Origin of the sequence: Nostoc sp. DedQUE08, from assembly GCF_034530895.1 — a bacterium.
Lineage (GTDB): Bacteria > Cyanobacteriota > Cyanobacteriia > Cyanobacteriales > Nostocaceae > Nostoc.
Genome location: NZ_JAVRCD010000036.1, coordinates 62,665 through 87,312 on the forward strand (window position 1 = coordinate 62,665; position 24,648 = coordinate 87,312).

At 40.5% G+C, this 24,648-nt stretch carries 18 protein-coding genes; 10 read left to right on the plus strand and 8 right to left on the minus strand.

The genetic code is table 11. The features are described from left to right. Window positions 1-26: 26 nt before the first annotated feature. Window positions 27-3,692 carry a chromosome segregation protein SMC gene (smc, locus tag RMY64_RS22565; RefSeq protein WP_322701157.1) on the minus strand — a complete coding sequence of 1,222 codons (3,666 nt, stop codon included), beginning with the start codon at window positions 3,690-3,692 and terminating at the stop codon, window positions 27-29. A gap of 659 nt (window positions 3,693-4,351) precedes the next feature. Between smc and RMY64_RS22570 the strand changes: the two genes are divergently transcribed. Next, on the plus strand, window positions 4,352-5,173 hold the full coding sequence (locus RMY64_RS22570; RefSeq protein ID WP_322673483.1) for a carbonic anhydrase: 822 nt from the start codon (window positions 4,352-4,354) through the stop codon (window positions 5,171-5,173). Between the two features lie 507 nt (window positions 5,174-5,680). Here RMY64_RS22570 and RMY64_RS22575 read toward each other — a convergent pair. Next, window positions 5,681-6,139 (minus strand): BON domain-containing protein, encoded by a 459-nt coding sequence (locus RMY64_RS22575; RefSeq protein WP_322673482.1) that lies wholly within the window; start codon window positions 6,137-6,139, stop codon window positions 5,681-5,683. Between the two features lie 467 nt (window positions 6,140-6,606). Between RMY64_RS22575 and RMY64_RS22580 the strand changes: the two genes are divergently transcribed. Together RMY64_RS22580 and RMY64_RS22585 are read left to right on the plus strand one after the other, a co-directional pair. Next, on the plus strand, window positions 6,607-7,527 hold the full coding sequence (locus tag RMY64_RS22580; protein WP_322701158.1) for a ribonuclease D: 921 nt from the start codon (window positions 6,607-6,609) through the stop codon (window positions 7,525-7,527). 232 nt (window positions 7,528-7,759) lie between these two features. Further along, window positions 7,760-8,602, plus strand: a complete 843-nt coding sequence (locus RMY64_RS22585; RefSeq protein ID WP_322701159.1) for a tetratricopeptide repeat protein — start codon at window positions 7,760-7,762, stop codon at window positions 8,600-8,602. Between the two features lie 182 nt (window positions 8,603-8,784). On the opposite strand, the gene RMY64_RS22590 is transcribed toward RMY64_RS22585, so the two are convergent. Next, entirely contained in the window at window positions 8,785-10,353 is a 1,569-nt protein-coding gene (locus tag RMY64_RS22590; protein WP_322701160.1) for a sodium:solute symporter family transporter, read from the minus strand. 179 nt (window positions 10,354-10,532) lie between these two features. After that, complete coding sequence (locus RMY64_RS22595; RefSeq protein WP_094349845.1) at window positions 10,533-10,808, minus strand: DUF485 domain-containing protein; 276 nt, start codon at window positions 10,806-10,808, stop codon at window positions 10,533-10,535. A 519-nt stretch (window positions 10,809-11,327) separates the two neighbouring features. Here RMY64_RS22595 and RMY64_RS22600 point away from each other — a divergent pair. From RMY64_RS22600 to RMY64_RS22610, 3 genes are all read left to right on the plus strand, one after another. Beyond that, window positions 11,328-11,936, plus strand: a complete 609-nt coding sequence (locus tag RMY64_RS22600) for a site-2 protease family protein (protein WP_322673477.1) — start codon at window positions 11,328-11,330, stop codon at window positions 11,934-11,936. A gap of 37 nt (window positions 11,937-11,973) precedes the next feature. Continuing rightward, on the plus strand, window positions 11,974-12,507 hold the full coding sequence (locus RMY64_RS22605; RefSeq protein WP_322673476.1) for a hypothetical protein: 534 nt from the start codon (window positions 11,974-11,976) through the stop codon (window positions 12,505-12,507). A gap of 137 nt (window positions 12,508-12,644) precedes the next feature. Further along, window positions 12,645-14,291 carry a PAS domain-containing sensor histidine kinase gene (locus tag RMY64_RS22610; protein WP_322701161.1) on the plus strand — a complete coding sequence of 549 codons (1,647 nt, stop codon included), beginning with the start codon at window positions 12,645-12,647 and terminating at the stop codon, window positions 14,289-14,291. A gap of 135 nt (window positions 14,292-14,426) precedes the next feature. On the opposite strand, the gene RMY64_RS22615 is transcribed toward RMY64_RS22610, so the two are convergent. The 4 genes from RMY64_RS22615 to RMY64_RS22630 form a co-directional block, all read right to left on the minus strand. After that, window positions 14,427-15,818: a hypothetical protein gene (locus tag RMY64_RS22615; protein ID WP_322701162.1), complete on the minus strand. Its 1,392-nt coding sequence runs from the start codon at window positions 15,816-15,818 to the stop codon at window positions 14,427-14,429. A gap of 435 nt (window positions 15,819-16,253) precedes the next feature. Continuing rightward, the gene (locus RMY64_RS22620; protein ID WP_322673473.1) at window positions 16,254-17,924 is read right to left on the minus strand and encodes a phosphatidylglycerol lysyltransferase domain-containing protein; all 1,671 of its coding nucleotides are present in this window, start codon (window positions 17,922-17,924) and stop codon (window positions 16,254-16,256) included. A 93-nt stretch (window positions 17,925-18,017) separates the two neighbouring features. Next, window positions 18,018-18,926: an alpha/beta hydrolase gene (locus RMY64_RS22625; protein WP_322701163.1), complete on the minus strand. Its 909-nt coding sequence runs from the start codon at window positions 18,924-18,926 to the stop codon at window positions 18,018-18,020. Window positions 18,927-19,199: 273 nt separating this feature from the next. Beyond that, complete coding sequence (locus RMY64_RS22630; protein WP_322701164.1) at window positions 19,200-20,174, minus strand: alpha/beta hydrolase; 975 nt, start codon at window positions 20,172-20,174, stop codon at window positions 19,200-19,202. A 142-nt stretch (window positions 20,175-20,316) separates the two neighbouring features. On the opposite strand from RMY64_RS22630, the gene RMY64_RS22635 reads away from it, so the two are divergent. The 4 genes from RMY64_RS22635 to RMY64_RS22650 form a co-directional block, all read left to right on the plus strand. After that, complete coding sequence (locus RMY64_RS22635) at window positions 20,317-21,249, plus strand: lysylphosphatidylglycerol synthase domain-containing protein (protein WP_322701165.1); 933 nt, start codon at window positions 20,317-20,319, stop codon at window positions 21,247-21,249. A 554-nt stretch (window positions 21,250-21,803) separates the two neighbouring features. Continuing rightward, window positions 21,804-22,193 (plus strand): Tudor-knot domain-containing protein, encoded by a 390-nt coding sequence (locus RMY64_RS22640; RefSeq protein ID WP_322701166.1) that lies wholly within the window; start codon window positions 21,804-21,806, stop codon window positions 22,191-22,193. 301 nt (window positions 22,194-22,494) lie between these two features. Continuing rightward, window positions 22,495-22,872 (plus strand): hypothetical protein, encoded by a 378-nt coding sequence (locus tag RMY64_RS22645; protein WP_322701167.1) that lies wholly within the window; start codon window positions 22,495-22,497, stop codon window positions 22,870-22,872. A 75-nt stretch (window positions 22,873-22,947) separates the two neighbouring features. Next, window positions 22,948-24,648, plus strand: a 1,701-nt coding sequence (locus RMY64_RS22650; protein WP_322701168.1) for a tetratricopeptide repeat protein, incomplete at its 3' end; no start/stop codon positions are given.

Genomic DNA, 24,648 nt, shown 5'->3' on the forward strand with positions numbered 1-24,648 from the left:
ATCTATACACTATTATTAACAAAAACTCAAGCAGATGTATTGGATGATTGTAACTTAATCCCCAAAACTTGAGTGTAAGCTCCTCGTGCTTGAGTAACGCCAATTGTGCGTTCGGCTGATTCTATCATCGGACGACGCAAACTCACAACTATAAATTGCGCTTGTTGTGACTGTTGTTTAATCATTCTAGCTAATCGCTCTACGTTTGCTCCATCTAGGAACATATCTACTTCGTCAAAAGCGTAAAATGGCGATGGACGGTAGCGTTGCAGGGCAAAAATAAAGCTCAAGGCTGTGAGTGATTTTTCTCCCCCAGACATGGATGCTAGGCGCTGTACGGGTTTACCTTTTGGATGTGCGACTAAATTTAGCCCACTACTAAAGGGATCTTCAGGATTTTCAAGTTGCAAGAAGCCGTCGCCGTCGGAAAGAATGGCAAAAATTGATTGAAAGTTTTCGTTGACAGCATCGAAAGCTTCTTTAAAGGCAAGTTGCCGCAATGTGGTAAAGTTTTCAATTCGTAAAAGTAGTTCGGTGCGTTCTCCTTCTAGCGTCTCTAATTTTTGCGTGAGTTCCTGGAGGCGGTTTTGCGTGCGTTCGTATTCTTCCAACGCCAGCATATTTACAGGTTCCATTGCCTGTAGGCGTTTGGTAAGCGATCGCAATTCTTTCTGCAATTCCTCCAAATCTACCTTATCTGGAACTTCTGGCAAGGGATTTGGTAATTCTGCTCCCACATCCCGCAACTGCGTTTGTAATGCAATTAGTTCTTCGCGGCGCTTCTCTTGGGTTTCTTGGAGTTTTTGGATTTCCCATTCCAATTGTTGTTGGCGCAAAAGATGCGATCGCACTTCTTGTTCTGTAGCGTCGCGTTTTTGTTTTTCTTCTCCTAAATTTTGTTCCATTTGATTTAACGATAAACGGGTTTGGGTGATTTGCTCGTCTATCGTTGTGGTTTGTGTAAAGACGCGATTCATCGCGTCTCTACAAGAGGTTTGTTGGGTTTCGTATTCGGTGATGCGTGTCTCTGCTTCTTGGATTTTTTCTTGCAGACGTTGTTGCTGACTTTCTAAATTTTTTAATCTTTGTTCGGCTTCCCGTAATGCTGTTTCCCGTTGTTGCAATTGTTGCTCTTGAATTTTAATGGTTGCCTGGATTTGTTGCCATTCACTGGGGGTTTGGGATGCTTCTAACTCTGCTAAAGCGTGTCGCAATTGTTGCAACTGAGTTTCTTGTCCCGGTAATTCCCGCTCTAAGATTTCTAATCGGGATTGAGCAGTGGCTAATTTTTCGCTGTTTTGGGCGAGTTGCGATCGCGTCCCCTCTAATTGCCCTGTTAAACTCTTAATGTCTTTCTGCAACTGCTCCAATTGCAACTGCTGTTCTCGCCGTGCCTGACGCGTTTCTGTGAGTTCTTGGCTGAGTTTTTTGGTTCTGGCTGACAAAGTAGCGATCGCTTCAGTACAACGCTCTAAAATTCGCTCAATGTCCACCAAGCGACTTTTTAAAGCGATCGCTTCATCAGATTCCGCCGCTTCACCCGTACCAAACCGTAACGCCGAACGCTGAGTGTTACTACCACCAGTCATTGCACCACTAGTTTCTAAGAGTTCCCCGTCTAAGGTGACGATGCGATAAAGTCCTAAATTTTTCCGCGCCGCTTCAAGGTTGGCAAAAACTACGGTGTTACCGAAAACATAGCTGAAGACATCTTTGTAACGGCGATCGCAATCGACTAAGTTAACGGCATAGTTAACGAAACCGCTAGCGAAACGCAGTGTTGCATCTTGGGTAAATTTGGGAGCGTGAATTTTATTCAGTGGTAAAAAAGTTGCCCTCCCTGCACGTTTTTGTTTGAGCAATTCAATACCTGCTGCGGCGATGCTATCATCTTCCACCACAATATGTCCCAAGCGTCCCCCAGCAGCCATTTCCAAGGCTAGCTGATGGCGGGGTTCCACTAGTCCCAATTGCACAACTAAGCCGCAAACACCAGGCATACCTGATTGTAAGATAACTTTACTAGCTTGAGTTCCTTGGACTTCTTGCTGTGCTTGCGCTTGCGCCTCGATTTTATCCAACTGGCGTTGTTTTTCTCGTTGTTCGGAAAGTAACCGTTTTTGGGTTTCCTGTTGGATTTGCAGTTCTTGTTCTGTGGCTGAGAGATTTTGGGCTAAATTTTGGATGGGTTCGCTAGAGGTGTTAAATTCTGTTTCAATTTGACTACATTCAGTTTGTTTTTGGGCTAATAGCGGTTCGTCGCGTTCAATTAACTGGGTTTGCTCTTGGATTAACTGCTGTAACTGATTATTGCGTTCTCTGAGTTGTGCTTGTTCGGTGCGTTGCGGTTCTAGAGTGTGCAGCAAAGCTTCTATTTGACGGTTGAATGCTGTTTGTTGCTGCACCCAGGCTTCCGAAGCCGAGGCGATTTCTGCGGCTGCTTCGCGGGAGGTTTCTAGAGATTGCTGTGCTTCATTTCTTTGTTGCTGGGAAGACGCGATGAATCGCGTCTCTACAATGTGTGTTTCGGCAATTTCTTCTAGGGAATGATGGTGTTTTTGAATCTCTTGCTGAGTTTGAGCTAGACGTTTGGCGGTTTCTTGAGAAGTCGTTTGTAATTCCGTTAGCTGGCGCTGGAGTTGTTTACGTTCTGCTTCTTGGGTGGCGAGGGTAGATTGTACCGCCAAAAGTTCCTCTTCTCCCAATGCTTTGACGTGGGCATTGAGTTGTTCGAGTTCAGCAGTTTTTTGGACGATTTCGGAATTTAGGTTGGTGAGTTGGGTAGTGAGTTCAGTAGAATTGCGATCGCCTGTTTGAATTTCGTGAACTAATTTTTCTTGTTGTGCTTGTAGCGATCGCCATGATAAAACAGCTTCCCAGGATTGCTTCGCTAGAAATTCTGTGCGGAGTTTTTGATATTTCTCAGCTTTCGCCCGATCTTGGGAAAGGCGATCGCGTTGTGCAGTTAATTCCGTTTCAATAATCCGACAGCTATCTTCCTTTTCCTTCACCTCATCTAAAGTTGATTTGGCTTGGACAATTTTGCGATCAAACGCTGCCACCCCAGCTAATTCATCAATAATTTCCCGTCGTTCCCGCCCATTCATCGAGATAATGCTGGTGACATCCCCTTGCAGTACTACATTGTAGCCTTCAGGATAAACCCGTAGATTACTTAGTTCCCCGTGCAACTCTGTTAACGTGCAAGGTACACCATTGATATAATAATTCGATGTGTAAGTCCCTTGGTGAGTGACTCGTAGCCTTCTAGTAACACTCCACTCGTCCAATTTTGGATTTTGGACTTCGGCTTCGCTCAGTCGAGCGATTTTGGATTTTAGATTTTCTTCCCCTGCTTCCTCTACTTCCCCTACTTCCTCTACTTCCTCCCTTTGTGCCTTTGTGTCTTTGTGTGATATCTCATCCGACAAATCAAATGTCACCGTGACGCTAGCCTCAATCGAAGCACGTCCTTTAGCCGTTTGAGTGTTATTTACCAAATCCGGTAAGCGTTCGGCTCGCATTCCCTTAGAACTGGAGAGTCCCAGGCAAAAGAGCAATGCATCTAAGATATTAGACTTACCCGAACCATTTGGCCCAGATATGACAGTACACCCCGGTAGCAAAGGGACAGAAGTAGTGCCACCGAAGGATTTGAAGTTCGTAAGTTCCACGCGCTTGATGTGCACCATAGGCGCTGGTTCCCTGGGCTAATGAAGAACAAGTGTATCAACTAATTAAGAATTCGCAAGAGGGTAAGGCGGAGAATTGAAAATTATCGTAAACGCGTTGCGGTGAGCCTGCAAGCTTCAGCCAAAAGGCTTACCACAGGCGATCGCTCAGTGTACGGCAAAAATTTTGATGTCGCAAACCGATGTCAAAATTTTCCCAGAGCAGATAATATCATGTCTGACTAATTACTTGTAATTCAAAAATCTCTGCGTTTGCGTGTCTTTGCATCAGTCCTAAATTACAACTATTCAACCAAAACGAGCTCAGGAAAAGTTTAAGTGCGAAGGATAATTAGTTGGTATAGTTTAAATCATCTATTCTGTCTCTGTCGTTTTCGCTCGATCGTGACAACAAAGCGATCGCATTTTTATCTCAGGATATAACTAGTTTGAAATACGCTCAAGGCATTCTCACACAGTAATGTTACCTGCTAAGGAACTGAGGGGAACAAGAGAAAAAAGTAATTCAACCAAATGGTAGAGGATATTAAAAGCACCAAATGAATTTATAATAAAGTAATCTTTACAATTGAAAAAACGTAGAAAGAAAGTCATCTTTACTACCCTAATCCGTTGTCTGTGATATGGTTCTTAACCCCAAATATTTGTAGAACTTAGTAATGAAGAAATTAATTAAAGGTCTGCGCGAATTTAAATCTAGCTATTTTTCGACACATCAAAAATTATTTGAGCAACTTTCACACGGTCAAAAACCCAGAGTATTATTTATTACCTGTTCTGATTCGCGTCTCGATCCAAATCTAATTACACAAGCCCAAGTTGGTGAATTATTTGTCATTCGCAATGCAGGTAACATCATTCCACCCTATGGGGCAAGTAATGGCGGTGAAGGTGCGACAATTGAATATGCTGTTCAAGCTTTAGATGTTCGCCAAATTATTATTTGTGGTCATTCTCATTGCGGTGCAATGAAAGGATTAATGAAGTTACACAATCTCAGCGATGAAATGCCGCTTGTACATGATTGGCTTAAATATGCAGAAGCAACTCGAAGGCTAGTTATAGACCACTATAGCCACTATGACGAAGAAGAACTACTAGAGATTATGATAGCTGAAAATGTTCTGACTCAAATTGAGAATTTGCGGACATATCCAGTGATTCACTCTAAGCTTTATCAAGGAGAACTCAGCATTTATGCTTGGATTTATCACATTGAAACAGGAGAAGTTTTCGCATACGATCCCCAGAAGCACGCTTATGTTTTGCCTCAAACTCTGTTTGCAGAATCAGAAATAGATGAGTCATTCAGAGGTGAGGTTACAAATACCAATTTAGCTGTGCGTTCCCCCCAAAACCAGCAGGATGATGTTCAACCTTATGAGAAACAGTCTGTTTCTCCATTTGAGTGGTTTCCAATGAGACGACTTTCTCCAGAGCAGATGGAGCGAATTTATCGAGGTTCAAATAATGGAAGTTGAAAGATAAAAATATAGAATTTCAAACATTCTATTAGAGGGTTGAGGGTGAGGTTTTTCCACCCTGCCCTCCCCGAAACGGAAAGGGAGGAGCAATGAAAAATTCAGCTTTTGCTCCCCTCTCCGTGTCGGCTACGGTGTACAGTGACCTATCCCGCCTCGGAATAAATTCCGAGTCTCATAAGCAAAGTCCTCTAAAAGAGGACTAAACTAAATTTCTTGTTTAGTCCTCTTTTAGAGAACTTTAGCTATCAGCCCGGAACTTTAGTTCTGGGCGGGATATTTGCTCAGTGTAAGACTTTCACTTGAACAGAAATATTGGGTGGGTGGGTAGGATTTTTAGAGATGTGTGTACACCGTAGCTCCGTATCGGAGAGGGGTTGGGGGAGAGGTCAAATAATACTTGTCGAACTTACGTTTATTTAAGTAAGTCAAAAATAGAGACTTACGTCTGTATAAGTCTCTATTTGGCTTCCATGTTGATGCTAACTGAAAGCTTCAGTTATTCTTTTATGGCTTTTTTACAGCATCAATTTTTGCTTCTACCTTCACCGTCTTCACACCTTGGACTTCTTTAGCCAAGGTTTCAGCTTTCTTAAGTTCTTCAACAGAAGCAGCTGTACCTTTGAGGATAATTTCACTCTGTTTGTTTTCAACTTGTAACTTGTTACCTGGTAAGCCTTGATTCAACTTGGCGCTAACTTCAGTTTTTAAGTCGCTCTTAGCTTTTGTTGCTGCCATTTTTTCAGCATCGGTTTTAACTTTAGTACCTGTACTAGCTGCTAAAGGAGTAGTTTGTGTTTCTGGCACTTTGGCAGTTTGATTTGTGTCTGAAGCTGGTTTTGCTGGTGCTTGAGCGGCTTCATTAGTTGTGCTAGGAGTTTCGGAACCAGTTTTAGGAGCCTCTTGGCAGCCAAAAGTACCAACTACCAAAATGCTACTAACTACTAATAGAATTAGTTTTTTCATTATTTATCTCCGAATTGAGTAATTGAAGCGGTTAATTGAGATGTGTGTCATGGTGAGGAGCAAATTTAAAAAAACAATTAAAAGTGAAGTAGCAAAAGTACTTAAGCAATAGCTCAGGTTACTGAAAATTGAAATTTGGGCGATTTCTTGAAGCTAAGATTTTGCACCCGGTTTTGAGAAATCTCAATTCAATTTTTCTGACGGCTGCTAACCAGGATGGCTTTACACACAGTCTGTGGCTCTCGATGAATTTAATGTAGATGCACAGTAGCTCTTTTGATGGTAGACTATGCCACTCCACAGTAGTGACTCGATGTTATCAGATTTGAGTCAATTTGGCGATGTCTATGACGAATTTCAAACTTCAGCTTTTTTGCAATTCTGTATAAGCATTCTTGCCAGCAAAATGTTACTTTATAAAACTATGGCTTACTTACAATGCCTTAAATATCAGGAAATATTAGTCAATGCCCTACCTTACTTCGGCTAGCGAAATTCGTGCCATTGTTGCTGAATATACAAACGCTAAAACATTGTGGATAGATACAGAAGTCGCTGACTACAAAAGTCGTAATCCCCGATTATCGCTGATTCAGGTATTAGATGATCCTCAAGATATGAGTGGCGATCGCGTCTATCTTTTAGATGTATTAGACCAACCTAATATTATAGCTGAATTTATTGATAAAATTATGATAAATTCTGCCATTGAAAAAGTTTTTCACAACGCGAGTTACGATCTAAAATTTCTCGGTAGCAAGAAAGCCAAAAATATTACTTGCACTTTGGATATGGCCAAAAAAATTCCCTACTATCTTTTGCCATTACCCAACTACCAACTCCAGACCATAGCTACAGCACTTTGTAGCTTTAATAATATCGATAAACAAGAACAAAAAAGTGATTGGGCAAAACGCCCTCTGACTGAAGAACAAATAGAGTATGCTTACCTAGACTGCATTTATCTTGCTCAAATTCACCTAAACTTGTTAGACTTACAAGCCCAAGCCAGCCCCGAACCTGCAACAGAAGACTTAAGTTCGCTAAGTGCTAGATACTCGCAAGTTGAGCAGCAGTGGAAGTTGTTGAATTCAGAATTTGAGCATTTGCAAGAACGTATAAAAAAAGCCATGCAGGCTCAGAATATATCAGAAACTTATGATTATAAGCTGACTAGTTATGAACGGACTACAATCAAAGCTGCATTTACAGAATTGGCAAAGCTAGCACAAACTCAAGGTATTAATTTAGATTTTCCAGTCACGCTAACTCAGAAACTCCAAAAAGATTTAGGGCAAAATCTAGAACAACTATCTGTAGATATTGATAGAAATACCTCTTGGCGGCTAATTCCCAAAACTCAAGAGAGTGAAGCTGAGGATGAGTAAATTGTTCATCAGGCTACAAATGTCTGAATTTATAGAGTGATTGTGAAGAAAAATATTGAAATTTAATAATTATTTCCTCCTACCTTCTCTGAGAAATCTATAAAATATTAGAGAAATTTGTCAATTAACTTGAAAAGACGATCAAAAGTTAGAATAGTTATTGAGTTAAAGAATTAAAATCTAGATTTTGGTACTAATTCCATTCAGGTATTATGGCAGTTTATATTAACTTATGAGACGGCGTTTATTTAGGCAAAAGCGAACAAGGGTAAATACTTTATTTACCATAGCTATTTTTACTACATTAACAGCAACTAGCAGTATTTCTTGTAGTAAGAATGACAATGTATTAGTAACAGAAATAGGAGTTAGTCAACCTAGCCGTGGTTCAGCTACAACTTCCACTGGTGGGGAATTTTATCTTCAGGGAAAGAATCAGCATTTAAACGGCGACTTGCAAGCTGCGATCGCTTCTTATAGTAAGGCAATTAGTCAAAATTCTCAGTATGGCGCTGCCTACAACGCGCGGGGATTAGCCTACTTTGATTTGGGAGACAAGGAAAAAGCGATCGCAGATTACAATCAAGCACTCCGCATCAATCCTAACGACGCCGAAGCCCATAATAACTTGGGGAATGCCCGCGCCTCACTGGGAAATAACAGAGAAGCAGTTAAAGATTACAGTGAAGCAATTCGCCTGAATCCCAACTATGCCGAAGCCTACAATAACCGAGGAAATGCCCACGCCACCAATGGAGATAAAAAAGGGGCACTAGATGATTTTGACCAAGCAATTCTGCTCAACCCAAAATATGCGATCGCCTATAATAACCGAGGAAATGCTCGTGCTACCAATGGAGAACTAGAAGGGGCGATCGCAGATTACAATCAAGCCATTCGCCTCAATCGTAACTTTGCCCCTGCCTACAATAACCGAGGAAATGCCCGCGCCAGCAATGGAGACAAAGAGGGGGCGCTCAAGGACTTACAACAAGCAGCAAGTATTTTTCAAAGTCAAGGTAACAACGACTTATACCAACAAGTGATGAATAACATCAAAGAACTTGGACAGTAGCAGAGGGGCAGGGGAGCAGGGGAGGCAGGGGAGACAAGGGGACAAGGGGACAAGGGGACAAGGGGGAATTATTGAACAAGTCTTTTCCTTTTTTCTTGTCTACCTTGTCTCTTCTCCATGCCCAATGCCCAATGCCCAATGCCCAATGACAAATGACAAATGACAAATGACAAATGACAAAATCACATCCCAGAACCAATGTGAATGCGATCTTCAACTTCCGCAAATTTTTCCTGTGCCTGTTGTTCAGTACTCAATAGTGAAACGACGATCGCCACAATAAACGCCAGTGGGATACTGATTAATCCAGGATTTTTCAGGGGAAAGGGTGCAGAAGCGTGCTTGAGAATTGTAACTTGAATAGTAGGTGACAAATAAATCAGCACCAAAGATGAAACAGTACCTACTAACATACTTGCAACTGCACCATTGGTTGTGAAGCGTCGCCAAAGCATGGATAAGAGTAAGGCTGGGAAGTTTGCACTCGCAGCGATCGCAAATGCTAAACCTACCATATAAGCCACGTTTTGCCCTTTAAACAAGATGCCCAGGAATATTGCCACTAATCCCAAAAGCATTGTCGCACCGCGAGCCACCTTCAGTTGTTCTGACTCATCGGCATGACCCGAACGCACTACGTTCACCCACAAATCATGAGACAGTGCAGCCGCACCTGAAAGTGTCAATCCAGCAACAACCGCCAAAATCGTCGCAAAGGAAACAGCAGCAATAAAACCTAAGAAAGCATCACCACCGAGAAATTCTGCCAACATCGGCGCAGCCATATTACCACCAGTACCAATTTGCTTGATGGCATCTTGACCTACTAACACCATTGCTCCAAAACCCAGGATGAAGGTAAGGAGATAAAAAACGCCAATAAAAGCTGTGGCATAAGTAACAGAGAGCCGCGCTGCTTTAGCGTCGGGTACTGTGTAGAAACGCATCAGGATGTGGGGTAATCCAGCAGTGCCGAACATCAACGACATCCCCAAGGAGATAGCATCAAAAGGATCGGAAACCAGTTTGCCTGGAGCTAATACACCTGTATACTTTTGGGATGCAGCAGCGAAAAGAGCGATCGGGTTAAAGTCAAATCGTGCCAGTACCAAGATAGCGAGTAAGATAGTTCCGCCAAGCAACAAAATTGCTTTGATAATTTGTACCCAGGTGGTGGCAATCATCCCGCCAAAAATCACATAAGCCATCATCACACAACCGACGATGACCACAGCTAATTCATAATCAAAGCCAAACAATAGTTTGATTAATTCCCCAGCACCTACCATCTGGGCAATTAAGTAAAAGCTAATTACTACCAGCGTTCCAATTGCAGAGGCAATACGTACAGGTTTTTGCTGCAAGCGAAAAGCTACTACATCAGCAAAGGTGTATTTACCTAAGTTACGTAGTGGTTCGGCAATTAGGAACATGACAATCGGCCAGCCCACCAAGAAGCCGATAGAATAAATTAAGCCGTCAAAGCCGTTGAGTGCGACCAGTCCAGCGATACCTAAAAAGCTAGCTGCACTCATAAAGTCTCCTGCTAGGGCCAGCCCATTTTGGAAACCGCTAATCTTACCGCCAGCTGTATAGAACTGTGCCGTATTTTTGGTGAGCTTTGCCGCCCAATAGGTAATGCCTAAAGAACTTACAACAAACAGAAAAAAGAAAGCGATCGCCAACGGGTTAAACTTACCAAGACTGGTAATATCCGCCGCTAGTGGCAGATCGAACCACACACTATTCATGCTTTTTTTGGTTTAGTATTTTGAATTTGGGACTAGAAATTGCTAATAGGTATTGGGTATTGGGCATTGGACATTGGGCATTGGGCATTGGGCATAGCTCAAGAATCAATAGTTTTTCTTCCCCTGCTCCCCTACTCCCCTGCTCCCCATGCCCCCTGCCCCATGCCCCATACCCATTTTCACTTGCGTGTCAGCCTTGCAATTTGGTCGTCATAACTACTATTTGCCCAACGCACATAGATAAAAATTAATACCCATGCTGAGACAATTACCAGCGCCCCTAGTAAAATTCCCAGGCTGAGGCCAGGAACTACTAATGACCCCAGCAGGGGTTTATTGAACGCGATTAATAGGATAAAGCCAAAGTAAATAAACATCATGGCTCCAGTCAGAATCAAGGATACCCGCCAACGTTCAGCGGCGAGTGCCTGGAGAGCCTTTGTGCGATCGTTCATGTCTTCCTTTAGGTTGAGAAGATTAGGTCAGATTGTCTCATTGAAGCTGATTTCTGCGTAATTTTCTTAAAGATTATTAGTAAATATATTGCTATATCAGGTAATAAAATTAACTTTGCAAAGTGATATACCCAAATAACAAGACAATAGCGACTCTGTTTTGAGTCAAGAAATATAAAACTATAGATGCAGTTAGACACAAATAAAGCTCATCGATTTGTGATTTTGCACATTTAAGTATTTTATTATACATTAAAGTTGATTTATTAGCTAACAAATTAACTTTTTAGATACTAAAAAATAAAATAAATACGTAGTTATTCCCAGGTTTTAAAATCCTTCAAGTGTTATGAACTACTTTTTTTAAGCTATAAAATCAACTGAGATTAATAAAAGTAGTAAATTTTAATTTATAAAATATACCAAAAATTACAGTAGTGACTTAAGTAAGTAATTTGATAAAATTTATACTATTATTTTGTCTTTACACAGATAGGGCATTACCAAAATTTAGTACGTATGTTTATCGAAACACTAATCACAAACCCGATTCATTTTTTCAGAATCGTTGTAATTGTTATATTCTCCATCACTTTGCATGAACTTGCTCACGGCTGGGCTGCGATGAGTCAGGGAGATAATACTCCACAACAGACTGGTCATCTGACACTGAATCCTGTAGTTCACATGGGCAAAGAATCAATCATCTTTCTCTGTCTCATGGGTATAGCTTGGGGACAAATGCCCGTCAACCCATCTAAGTTTCGCTCTGGGAAGCTAGGCAATATTTTGGTATCAGCAGCAGGCCCATTATCGAATCTAGCTTTAGGCATTCTATTTATTGTGATGCTTAAAATTCTAGCTAATTTGAGTCTTTCAGGACTATTCAGTGCTGAATTTCTTTACCTAGCAGCTCGGATAAATTTGACCTTATTTCTGTTTAATCTGCTACCAATTCCACCACTTGACGGCTTTCATGTCTTCAGTGAGATTTTTCCTCAGCTAAAGCCACTGGAATATACCCAATTTGGACTTTTTGCCATGATGGTTCTATTTATAGTTCCGGGTTTTGGGATCGGACTTGGTAGGATTGCTGATTTATTTATCCGGTCAGGATTGGGGATGTAAACAGCAAATATTTAGACAAAGGCAAAGGAAAATTTAAATGAAAATCAAGCAAAAAGTTGTGGTTGCTGCTACTAGTATTGCCTTGAGTATTGCTGCTGTGCTTCTACCATCTGGAGAATCAATGGCGAGTACATTATCTGTAGGACAATATAGTAATCAATGGCATTCTGGAAATAATCATTTAGTCAAATATCCTCACGAAATAAGTCCACAATTAATGGTTGTGCAACCAGGGATATTTAACTCCGTGTTAGGAAATTTTGTAATTGAAAAAGGTAATTTTATGACCTGTTTGGATCGGGAGCGATCGCCATTTACCTCTTCCATTGAATTATTAATGAGATTATTAATTATTGGAAGTTTTGGCTCTGTGGGAATTGCAGGTTATTCTTCCTTCGTAGAGCGCTATTTTCAAATCATTAATAAAGATTTAAAAATTATTTACTACAGTATTATTTTGTTATTGTCTTTACAGATTATAGGTAGTGTTATTGTTTTGATGTCTTCACCCACAAGTTCAATTTCTTCTGTAATTAGTCCAAGCTCTACCTGTATTTTAGGGAATCCCTAATAAATGGTGCTTATATTTACAGTCTTTTAAAAGAATACTGAAAAATATTGGATAGTGATTACTTCAGTAATCCTAACATTGAAGTTAGTGGATATGCTTAGTTACCTTAAAGACACAACTTGAGTGGCAAGATTACTGTGTTTGATCTGGAAGACTTTTTTAACCTTTCATCTGATCTATTTTGTATCATCGGACAAGATGGTTTTTACCAACAAGTTAATCCAGCATGGGAACAAGTATTGGGATGGAAACCGGAAAACTTAATCGGGCATTTGTGGCTGGGATTAGTGCATCCAGATGATATCACAATCAGTCACTTGCCAACGGAACCACAGCAACAGTTGCAGTGGGACAGCCGTTATCTTCATAAAGATGGTAGTTATCGGTGGTTGTGTTGGAGTTTATCAACTTCTCAAAAGGGACTCATTTATGCAGTAGGTAAAGACATTAGTCAACAACTGCGGCGAATAGAAGCGCTACAAACCGAACGGGAAAGCCTTTATAACCTACTCAATCAGTTACCAGCTTTTCTCTATCTGCAACCAAAGGATTACGGGGTGGGATTTTATAACCAACGCTTCCGTGAGGTATTTGGAGATCCTACAGGGAAACGTTGTTACGAAGCGATCGCCGGATTAAAACAACCTTGTCCTGAATGTCCTACCTTTCGTGTTTTTGACAGTAACGCTCCGCAACTCTGGGAATGGGTGGATAGTAAAACAGATCGGGTATATCAGATTTACGATTATCCATTCAAGGATATGAATGGTGAGCCGATGGTTGTGGAAATGGGTTTAGATATTACTGCTGTCAAAAAAGCCGAGGCTGCTTTGCGACAAAGGGAGCAGGAATTAACTCAAAAAAATCAACAACTTCAAGAAACCCTTGAACAATTACAAAAAACCCAAGCACAACTAATTCAAACAGAAAAAATGTCTTCTTTGGGACAATTAGTTGCAGGTGTAGCTCACGAAATTAATAATCCCATTAGCTTTATCAATGGCAATATCACTCATGCCAAAGAATACATCCAACAATTGCTAAAAATACTGCAACTCTACCAAAAAGAATATCCTCATCCAACAGCAGCCATTCAGGAAGAAATAGAAGCGATCGAGTTAGATTTTCTGATTGAAGACCTACAAAAATTAATAAATTCTATGCAAATCGGCAGCGATCGCATTCGCAACATTGTACTGTCGTTACGGAATTTCTCACGACTGGATGAAGCAGAAATGAAAGCAGTGGATGTTCATAGCGGTATTGATAGTACGCTAATGATTCTGCAAAACCGCCTCAAAGGCAAGCCTGACAGTTGCGAAATCAAAATTATTAAAAAGTATAGTCAACTCCCTCTAATAGAGTGTTACGCCGGTCAACTTAACCAGGTGTTTATGAATATTATTACTAACGCGATCGATGCTTTGGAAGAGTTATATGTCAATAACCAGGAGTCAAGTTGTAATCTACAAATCACTATTCGCACTGAGTTACTCAACTCAGATTGGGTTGCTATTGAGATTGCTGACAATGGAGTAGGAATGTCGCAAGAAATTCAACAACGTCTATTCGATCCCTTCTTTACAACTAAAGTAGTAGGTAAGGGAACTGGTTTAGGGATGTCAATTAGTTATCAAATTGTCACAAAAAAACATCAGGGTCAACTGCGATGTATTTCATCTCTAGGAGAAGGAGCAACATTTATAATTGAGATTCCTATTCGACAAAATAAATCTATACAGCCAAATTTACTGCTTGACAATAAAGAAGTGCAAAAATGCTAAAAATCTTTAATCTTTTGGGATTTTCTATGAAGTTTTTCCAGCAGTTATCAATTAGATTCATAATACATATTTGTAGTGACACAACTATTTGTGCCACTACTGTGTAATCAGCAAAAATTATAATTGCTATATAATCTAATTATCTGTACTGGCAGAAAGAACTTTACTGTAATATTCTGTTTTTGTATAGATACTGATAATACTATCACCAACTGCAAAAAAACTGCCTTCTTGCTCATTTTTAGAAAATTGCAAATTTGGGTATTTCGCAGCAGCTTCATCATAAGTCATGGCTTTGGCTTGCATTTGTTCTGGCAATAGTCCAGTACAACCAATGTAAAATACTAAGGGAGATATTTTATCTTGGTAGATATTTTCTGCATATTGTTCTAACTTTTTATTTGCCACCGTTAAAGCTGCAACCATTTCTTCTTTGCCGATCTGCTTACCAGTTTGTTTATCTTGCAATAACTGCGCTAAACTATCAGCACCAACTTTCTTAAGAATACCTTCAACAATGCCATTTTGCTCAAGCCCAAGAAAATCATCAAAAATTGGTTTCATCAATTCGTCAGCTTTTGTAATCTTGGTACGTGATGATAATAACCTGTGCCTAATAGCGAGATTTTCATTAAATACTATCTCAAAACTCGGTTTAATGATAATTTCTCCGGTTTCTTTGTCATAGAGGCGATACATTCTATTGAGAAACTTGTTAGCAGAAGGTAATTTACTCAGATTCAGAATATCTTGACTGCCGATATCGATTTTATAACTCAATTTGGAGTCGATAGTACCATTAGCTAAAGCTTCGCTGATATCAGTGTACTCATTGGTTGTAGGAAAGTTGATGTAAGTATTCTTAGACAGATAATATTTTTTAAACTCATCTAACTGCGTCTCGATAAATACATCTGATTCGTTTTTCAAGTAAGCAGAAATAATACTAGTCAAGACTTTAATTTCTGCGAGTTCATTGAATAGTCCATCAATACTGCTGTAACTACTATTAGCAGCTAAAAGTGGCAAATTATCTAACTGAATCGTATATTCTGCCCGAAAGTCAAATTCTTCTGCGTCTAGTATGCCTTTTTGTTTGAGTAAATCAAAAACTTTTTTACTGCTAATTTTGACTTGTAATGACTTTACGTTTATTTTACCGTCACTTACAATCGTGTAATTATTAAAAGCGTTGAGGTCATTTACTAACAAGCCTGCTACTTCAATAGTAGGAGTTTGGTCTTCAAGTTTTGCAAGTTTAACTCTACGCTTGATAAGCATATTGATAGTAGCAGCGTTGCGGCTCAACTGAAACTCGCCCATGTCAACGTACTCAGCATTATCTATATATTCTGTTGTTAACCAAGGTTGTAACAGTTCTCCATTTTCGTTTCTAATACCTCTAATACGTTTAATACCTGTTCTTTGATAATGTTCTTGTAAGTGCTTGATATTGATGATAATGTTATTGCGGTATTGTGCAAAAATTTGGATTAATTCTACTAGAGAAATTTTATTGTCGCTCATATTCTCACCTTGCGAATAAGGTCAATAATCTTTTATAACAACGGTTATTGAAGTTTATTAATATTCCAAAATAAACTGTTCTTACCGTGTGAAATTTAATGGTAAGTTTGTGGATGATTGAGGGTTTAAGTTTAAAGGCAGAGGGGAGGCAGCGCGTTGCGGGGGTTCCCCCCGTTGTAGCGACTGCCGTCGCGCAGAGTATAGCGCAGAGGAACGCAAAGTAAGTTTTGAGTCTATTCGCTAGGAATTTAGGTAAAGCGAAGAACAGCTTGCCTAAGTTTATAGTACAATTGTATCATACAAAGGACAAGCTGTGTAGGCGTAGCCGCTGGTAGATATTGCTGTGCAATTAGGTGTTATGGTGTTGCTGAATAACGTCAGAATATATGCGTTCTAAGCTTTGCACTTTTGAGTGACTTTGTTTTGAGTCTAGATTTAGGCTCCGGGTTTGAAATAATCGAAGAGGCGATCGCCTGAATCTGCACGAATCAATGCTACAACTACATCTGGTAAGGCAGCTAAACTGGGGTAAACTAAGTAACGCGGTTCCCAACGGGGACGGAACTTATCTTTGTAGGCGTGGAGTCCCTTGAAGTTGTAGAAACGATTCAAATGCTCGTAAAGATAGCGTAATACTTTCTCCAAGCGGCGCGATTCCGGGTTGTCTCCAACTCCAGCAAGTGCAGAAAGACCGAAATTAAAGCTATCGTAGCCATTCTCTTTAAAATGCTGGAGCAGGGAAATAAATAGAAAGTCCATTGTGCCATTTTCAAGAGATGAGCGATGTCGCATCATGTCAATAGTCGCTTCGTTGAGTTGGTACTCGCGGATAATGTTGGCAAAGGCGCTGATGTTACCTTCAGGATTATGCACCACAGCAATCTCGCACTCTCGCAGGTAAGCTTCGTCAAACCAACCCAAAGAAAATTGTTTTTCTGAACCTTGTACCATTTTCAACCATTCATCACTCACAGATTTGAGCCGATGCAATAAATCATTGGCGATGGGTGGTTGGTAAAAGTCGATTTGGTATCCTAGCTTAGTTAAACGACTGATTGATGGTCTAAAGTTTTTACCGGCTTTACCTTGTAAGGTAAAACTTTTTAAGTCAACGATCGCTTCTTCTCCAATCTTAAGTACTTTAAACCCTAACGATTTGTAAAGTTCAACATCATCGGGCATAGTTTGGTAAAAGCCAGGATACCAGTCATTACGCTGGCAAAACTGTTGGAAAGCAATAATTGTCTCTTTGCGGTCTTCAATGGGGCCGATGGGATCTCCCAAAGCGATCGCGCCCCGTCCTTTGGGAACATAAGCAATTACACTATTACCCGAAGGACTGAAATAATAACTTTTATCATTTAAGAGTGTAAGCGCTGCTAAAGAAGAACATCCATATTGCTCGACAATTTCTTTAACTCTTCTTCGCTCATTTGTAGTTGTTAGATTTCGCCAAAACACAGGTTGCAACAGCATTACCATTGCATAAGTAATAGTACCTGCGGCAATAATATAGATAGAATTAGCAAAAAATTCTCCAAATCGACTCTTTGGTTGCAGTCCCCAATTATCCTCGGTGAAGAACATCGCCAAAGTCTGAACTATCGCTTCCCGCCAATTAAAATTCTCTGAAAATTTGCCGTCTAACAAGTAAAATCCAATAGTTCCGTATGCCAGAGTAAATAATAAAGCGCCTATCAGCACTCTGACTCCCCGTGCAATCGAAGGACGGTCTGATTGCGCCGTGAAATAATGGCGCATCAAGATTAATTGCACTAGCAAAACTCCAGAGAGTAGACTTTCTTCATAGTCCAGTCCCTTCAGCAAATGGCTGAAAATGGAAATTATTAATAAACCAATGGTAAGTAACCAGGCTATTCTTTTACGGCGTAATAAATTAGTAGCAAGTGTTAATAAAATAAACCCAGTCAATGCTGCAAATATATGACCGCTGGCACGAATTTCAAATGGTAAAAATTCATTTAACCAATGAGTCCGACCATATAGGTTAGGTGTCACTGCTGATAATAAATTTACTACTCCGACTAAACCTGTTAGGAAAGCTGCACTCCAAAGTCCAATCTGAGTTTTTAAATTATTTGTCATTTGTCATTTGTCATTGGTCACTTGTACTGAGCGAAGCCGAAGTATTGGTCATTGGTCATTGGTCATTTGTCATTTGTTGTGGCGTTAAAACTCTTAACTCTTAACTCCTAATTGTTTAAACTGTTCTCCAACATAGGAGAGTGAATCTTTAAGATGTTTGTGGAAGTAGTTCCAGCCTACATTAGCACCAGACAAACCATGACCGCCAGGAAATGCATAAAATACGTGAGCAATGCCTAATTTATTTAAGGTTTCGTTGAAGGCTTTGGTAGAAGCTAGCAAATTAGGATCGTTCACACCTGCATCTAGATAAACACGCAATCGCTTTCTGTCTTTGACTGGTAGCTGTTGCACAATTTGTTGAGGACTATTTTGTGAACCGCTGTCATCAGTAAAGTAACCGCTATGGCTAAACAAAATCTGAAAGTTGTTGAGATAGCGTAATCCAATATTAAATGCACCCCATCCTCCAGAAGATAAACCTCCTAGTGCCCAAAATTGGGGTTCTTCCAAAGTGCGGTAGCGCGACTTGACAACTTGTACTAATTCTGAACCAATCAAAGTCCCCATTTTGCCATTCGGCCCATCAAAGTAATCGGGGTCGTATAAAGGACTAGAACCGCGATTATCATTACCATCAGGTGTAATCACAATCGATGGCGGTAATTTTCCACTTTGATAAAGTTCATGCAATACGTCTAAAAGTGCATATTTATCAACATAAGCACGAGCATCATCATGACCACCGTGTAGTAAGAATATCACAGGGTAGCGCTTTTGAGGATTTTTGCTATAACTAGGGGGCAAAATCACGCCGTAGTTACGGACTGCACCCATCGCTTGGGAGTTGAAGGTTGCTAATTGAAACTTTAGCCCAGTATTTGCCTCTTTTTTGGGTGGGTCTAGTTGTGGCGCACCTAAGATGAATACATAATAATAACCAACGCTAGTGAGGAGTGCGATCGCTCCTACTAAGCCAATTAAAAATTTAGAAATCTTCATATTTTTTATATTCTTTTAACTTAAAAAAATTACCTCCATTAGAACTTACTATAATGAACATTTTCAAAATAGCAGTATAATTTTGAAAATGTGGTTTTCAAGTATTAAATGGTTGGTAAAAAAGTATTATTTATTATACTAGTAATTTCTCAAGTTGAAATTGATGGGGAAGCAAGTTCGTAGTAAGGACTTTAGTCCTTAATTTTCCAAGCACTAAAGTGCTTACTACAAACTTTTCATTACTAGCTTAGACCTTGTACTATGGATTTTTAATTATTTTGAGCATTTTTTATGATTAATACTTAAAGTTTTATCAGCCATATTTGCTGTTTCTGAAGCTCGAAATTGTTCGCCGACAAATATCAATGAATCTGCTAAATGCTTCCGCCAGTATTGCCAAGTGTGACTGCCAGGAAACTCACGAAATGAATTATAAATTTTCAGTTGGTTTAGTACTTTACTAAATCGCTCGGCTTCGCGGAGTTCATCAATATCTGATGTACCCGAATCCAGGTAGATTTTTAACCTTTTTTGAGCTTGTATAGGAATGGTTTTGATATAAAATATTGGGCTATTCGCCGGGCCACTTTTATCATTAAAATAACCACTATGACTAAATAAAATCGAGAAACGATCCAGGTTGTGTAATCCGACATTTATTGCTCCCCAACCACCAGAAGATAAACCACCTATCGCCCAAAAATCTGGATTATTTATTGTCCGATAACGGCTTTGCACAACTTTTACTAACTCATCGCCCACGGCTGTAGAGACTTTACCATTAGGGCCATCGATATATTCTGGATCTCGGTATGGACTAGAGCCACGTTTGTCGTTGCCATCTGGTGTAATGATGATGCTGGGTGGCAACTTACCTGTAGTATAAAGTTGTTCTACAGTCTTAAGAGCTTGTCCCTTATTCTGAATAAACCAATCACTGGGATTACCATGTCCACCGTGGAGGAGAAAGATTACAGGATACCTTTGTTTTGGGTTTTGCTCATAGCCAGGAGGTAAAGAAACGCCATAAGTGCGACTTGCACCCATTGCTTGACTATCGTAGGTTTCAATTTTATAGGTTAGGGGAGTTTCTGAGTTGCTAGTATTGCGCTGGGTTGGAACAACGGAAGGCGTTGTTTGTAAATTCTGCTGTTGCGGTGGTTTTGCAACGACACTTTGGTAAAAATTACAGCTAACTAGAGTTAATACTGAAAATAGCAAGAGAGTTTTAGATTGTTTGTAGTTCATCTTTGAAGGGAATTGAGCATGGGGTAGTCGTTGCTTGTTTTCAAAATCTTATGCAAGTGATATGTCAACGCTGTGTCAACAGAATGGAAACTTTACGACTGGTTGTAAATTAAAAGTCAAGGTTAGGATAAGTTTCTTCACTATGCTTAAAAAGCTGCAACTCAATTTCAGTTCTTTGTTTGGCTTGTTGCTGCTGGTGCTTTCCCTGTTGGCGATCGCTAACGAATTACGTGAGTATAATTATCGTGATATCCTCAACTCTTTAGCTGCTATTCCCAAAAGTCGCGTAAGTTGGGCAATTTGGCTGACAGCTTTGGGTTATCTAGTGATGATTGGGTACGATATCTTAGGTTTTAACTACATTAATCGTTCTCTAAGTTGGAATAAGATAGCTTTTACTAACTTTATTAGCTCTGCATTTAGTAATGCTATCGGTTTTGCTTTGCTGACTGGCAGTGCTATCCGTTATCGATTTTATGCTAGTTGGGGAGTGCCAGCAGTAGCGATCGCTCAAGTAATTGCTTTCGCCAATTTTACTTTTTGGTTGGGAATGTTTGCCGTTGCAGGTTTATTGTTCGTCATCAACCCACTGAAGATTCCCACTCAATTACATTTACCTTTTGCTACTGTGCGTCCCATCGGCGTAATTTTTCTGCTATTAGTTGCAGTTTACTTACTAGGAAGTATTTTTATCAAACAACCATTAATAATTCGTAGACATGAATTTCGATTTCCTTCTTTAAAAATATCTCTGGCTCAAATAGCAATTTCTAGTTTTGACTGGATTCTTGCGGCAGCAGTTCTTTATGCTTTACTTCCTAGCAATATATCTTTGTCATATTTAGACTTTTTGGGAATTTATCTACTAGCGATGTTTGCAGGTGTGGTTAGTAATGTTCCCGGCGGTTTGGGAGTATTTGAAACTATAATTTTGCTGATTCTCTCTTCAAAAGTTTCGGCGGCGGCAGTTTTGGGTTCAATGTTAGCTTATCGGGGAGTCTACTATTTCTTACCTCTGCTAGTAGCAGCAGGTTTGCTCGGAATTTATGAAATTAGATTTAGAAAGGGGAATTAAAAAATAGAACTCTTGCATGAATCACAGATAAGAACCACACCCCGCCAAAGCTATGTTTTGTGTCCTCTCCCCAAAGTATTGGTGACGGTGTACACACAAGTTATCGAATCACTACCAGTTCTCGAATTACCCCACCCTAACCCTCCCCTTATAAAGGGGAGGGAACTAAATTTATTTTTTCCCCCTTTATAAGGGGGGATTAAGGGGGGTAATTCGACTTGTGCGTACACTGTAGCCGATGTTTTGGGGAGGGGATTAAGAGGTGAGGTGTTAGGGAATTTTGCAAGATATCTAATGAATAACGTGTGGAGTTCAGCTTTGGTATAAGCACTACTATACATTGATGCCAAATTCGTAAAATCAGTAACTACCGTTATTTTTAAATGCGGAATCCTGCGGTGCTATCTTCACATTCGGCAGTATAAATTCATAATTTTTGCTGAGGCGATCGCTAAATAAATCCCACGAAAATAGTAACAGTTAGTTGCAAATTTTGAAGTAGATTTCCAGAAATCATCAAAATTTGGTTTTACTATTTGAGGATAGAAATAATCATGAAAAATAAAGTATTGTTTGGCGCTATATTCATAGCAACTTGGGTAGGAACATTAATTCCCAGTGCTTTTGCTGCTTCACCCTGTTCTGTAGGACAAAAAGCTGAAGTTCTTTGGAAGGAAACATGGTATTCGGCAACGGTACTTAAGGTTAATGATGAGAAGTGCTATATTACCTACGATGGTTATGATAGTTCCTGGGATGAATGGGTTGGCACTGCACGCTTTCGGGCATCATTTCAAACTGGCGATGCAGTGAGAATTTTGTGGAAAGGAAAATGGTATCCAGGGCAGGTTTTAGAAGTTAGCAACGATCTTTATAAAATTACTTATGATGGCTACGATAGCTCTTGGGATGAGTGGGTTGAACCTGCAAGAGTAAGCAGATAGGGAATATTTCATTTTTATAAGTTTAAAGGGGCGATTTCACCTGTTGGAATCGTCCCTTAAAATTTAAAAGGGTGATTATCAACCGCAGCTACTCACCCCTAAAAGATTGATTTGGCGTTGCTTTCCCGCTCTGAAATAAATTTCGGGCTAATAGCTCAAGTCCGTTGAAACAGACTGAAATCAGAGTAATCAGAAATGATGGGTTAGACCTTTTATTAATTCGCCAACAGTCTCATTTCATTCGCCCTAGCTCTGTTAAACTGAGAATCATAAGTGAAATCTCGTATACTTTGGCAAACTTATGGAGCCAGTATCACTGACAGCTGCTGCGATCGCAACTTTGGTAATCATCAAAGCCTTTGAAAAAACTGGGGAAATCATCGGCGAAAAGGCTTGGAACGAAGGCGAAAAGTTGTTAGTTTTGCTGAAGCGCAAGGAACCTAGCACGGCGAAGGTTATCGAACAGGCTAAAACACAATCTTTAGATTACGGTCAAGCTTATCTTATTGGGCAGCAAGTAGAGGAAGCGGCAAAGAAAGATCCTGAAATTGCTCAAGCTGTGGAAGCTGTAGCTAATGAGGCACAACCTCAACTTACGAACACTATTATTGAAAATTGGCAGGGGATAAATATTAAAGGTGGAACTAATACCATTTCTGGTAACACCTTAAACTTCTGACTACAGTCGCCCGAATGGGAACGGGTAAAGTTAAATCCCTCTACTGAAATACCGCAAAATTTACCCCTGAGTGGGGTGGTGGAATTTGTCGGACGTGAAGAAGAATTGCAAAACCTCCACCAACTTTTGCAGGATAATAAACAAGTTGCGATCGCAGCTATTGCTGGGATGGGTGGAGTTGGTAAAACAGAACTCGCCCTGCAATATGCTATTCAGCAACGCGAAATATATAACGGTGGGCTTTGCTGGTTGCTAGCAAAAACTGGAGATGTGGGCATTCAAGTTGTGCAGTTTGCCAGAACGCAGCTTGATTTAAAGCCGCCAGAAGATTTTGATATACTCGCCCAAGTGCAATACTGTTGGCGGCGTTGGTGTGAAGGTGATGTGCTGCTAGTGTTGGATGATGTCAGCGATTACGAGCAAGTTAAGCCTTACTTCCAGTCCTTACCTTCTCGGTTTAAAGTGTTGATGACTACGCGCCAGAACTTGGGACGCATCGCGCAGTTATCTTTGGATGTGCTGCAACCAGAGGCGGCGCTGGAGTTATTGAAGTCTTTACTCAAAGAAACACCGGGGCGAATTGAGCGAGAATTAGCTTTAGCAAATCAGTTGTGTGAATGGCTGGGATATTTACCTTTGGGTGTGGAATTAGTGGGGCGCTATCTGGCGCGGAAACAGGATTTATCTTTAGCAGAAATGTTGCGGCGGTTGGAGAACAAGCGATTAGATGAGCGTTCTCTCTCTAAATCTAAGTCGGAAGCTGACATGACAGCACAACGAGGTGTGTTAGCTGCCTTTGAGTTGAGTTGGCAGGAATTAGAAGACGACGATAAACAATTAGGTTGTTTATTGAGTTTATTTGCTGCCGCACCTATACCTTGGAAGTTGGTGGAACAGTGTTTACCAGATGAAGATGTCGAATATTTGGAAGAAATTAGAGACGATAGCTTGCTGAACCTGCATTTACTCCAGCGCAAAGGAGAGGGAGTTTACCAATTGCATCCACTGTTGCGGCAGTTTTTCCAATATAAGTGTACGGGTTTAGAACAGGCAGAGGAATTTAAGCAAAGTTTTTGCCAGGTAATGGTAGCAGTTGCTAAACATATTCCTCAAACTCCCACCCTTGAGCAAATCACCGATTTCACACCTGCAATACCTCATTTAGCTGAAGTAGCCAACAATCTAATTCAATATATAGCCGATGAAGATTTAACTTGGGTATTCACTGGCAACGCTGGATTTTACAATGGTCAAGGTTTATATAACCAAGCTTTACCTTGGTATGAGCAGTGTTTAGAAGTCACTAAAAAGCGCTTAGGTGAAGAACATCCATCTGTCGCAACTAGTCTCAACAACCTGGCGTTACTCTACCATTCCCAAGGCAGATACAGCCAAGCCGAACCCCTTTACATCCAAGCTTTGGCACTCACGCGCAAGCTGCTGGGTGAAGAACATCCACATCTCGCACAAAGTCTCAACAACCTGGCTCTACTCTACAACTCCCAAGGCAGATACAGCCAAGCCGAACCCCTTTACATCCAAGCTTTGGCACTTAGGCGCAAGCTGCTGGGTGAAGAACATCCAGATGTCGCAGTTAGTCTCAACAACCTGGCGTCACTCTACAACTCCCAAGGCAGATACAGCCAAGCCGAACCCCTTTACATCCAAGCTTTGGCACTTTGGCGCAAGCTGCTGGGTGAAGAACATCCAGATGTCGCAACTAGTCTCAACAACCTGGCTCTACTCTACGACTCCCAAGGCAGATACAGCCAAGCC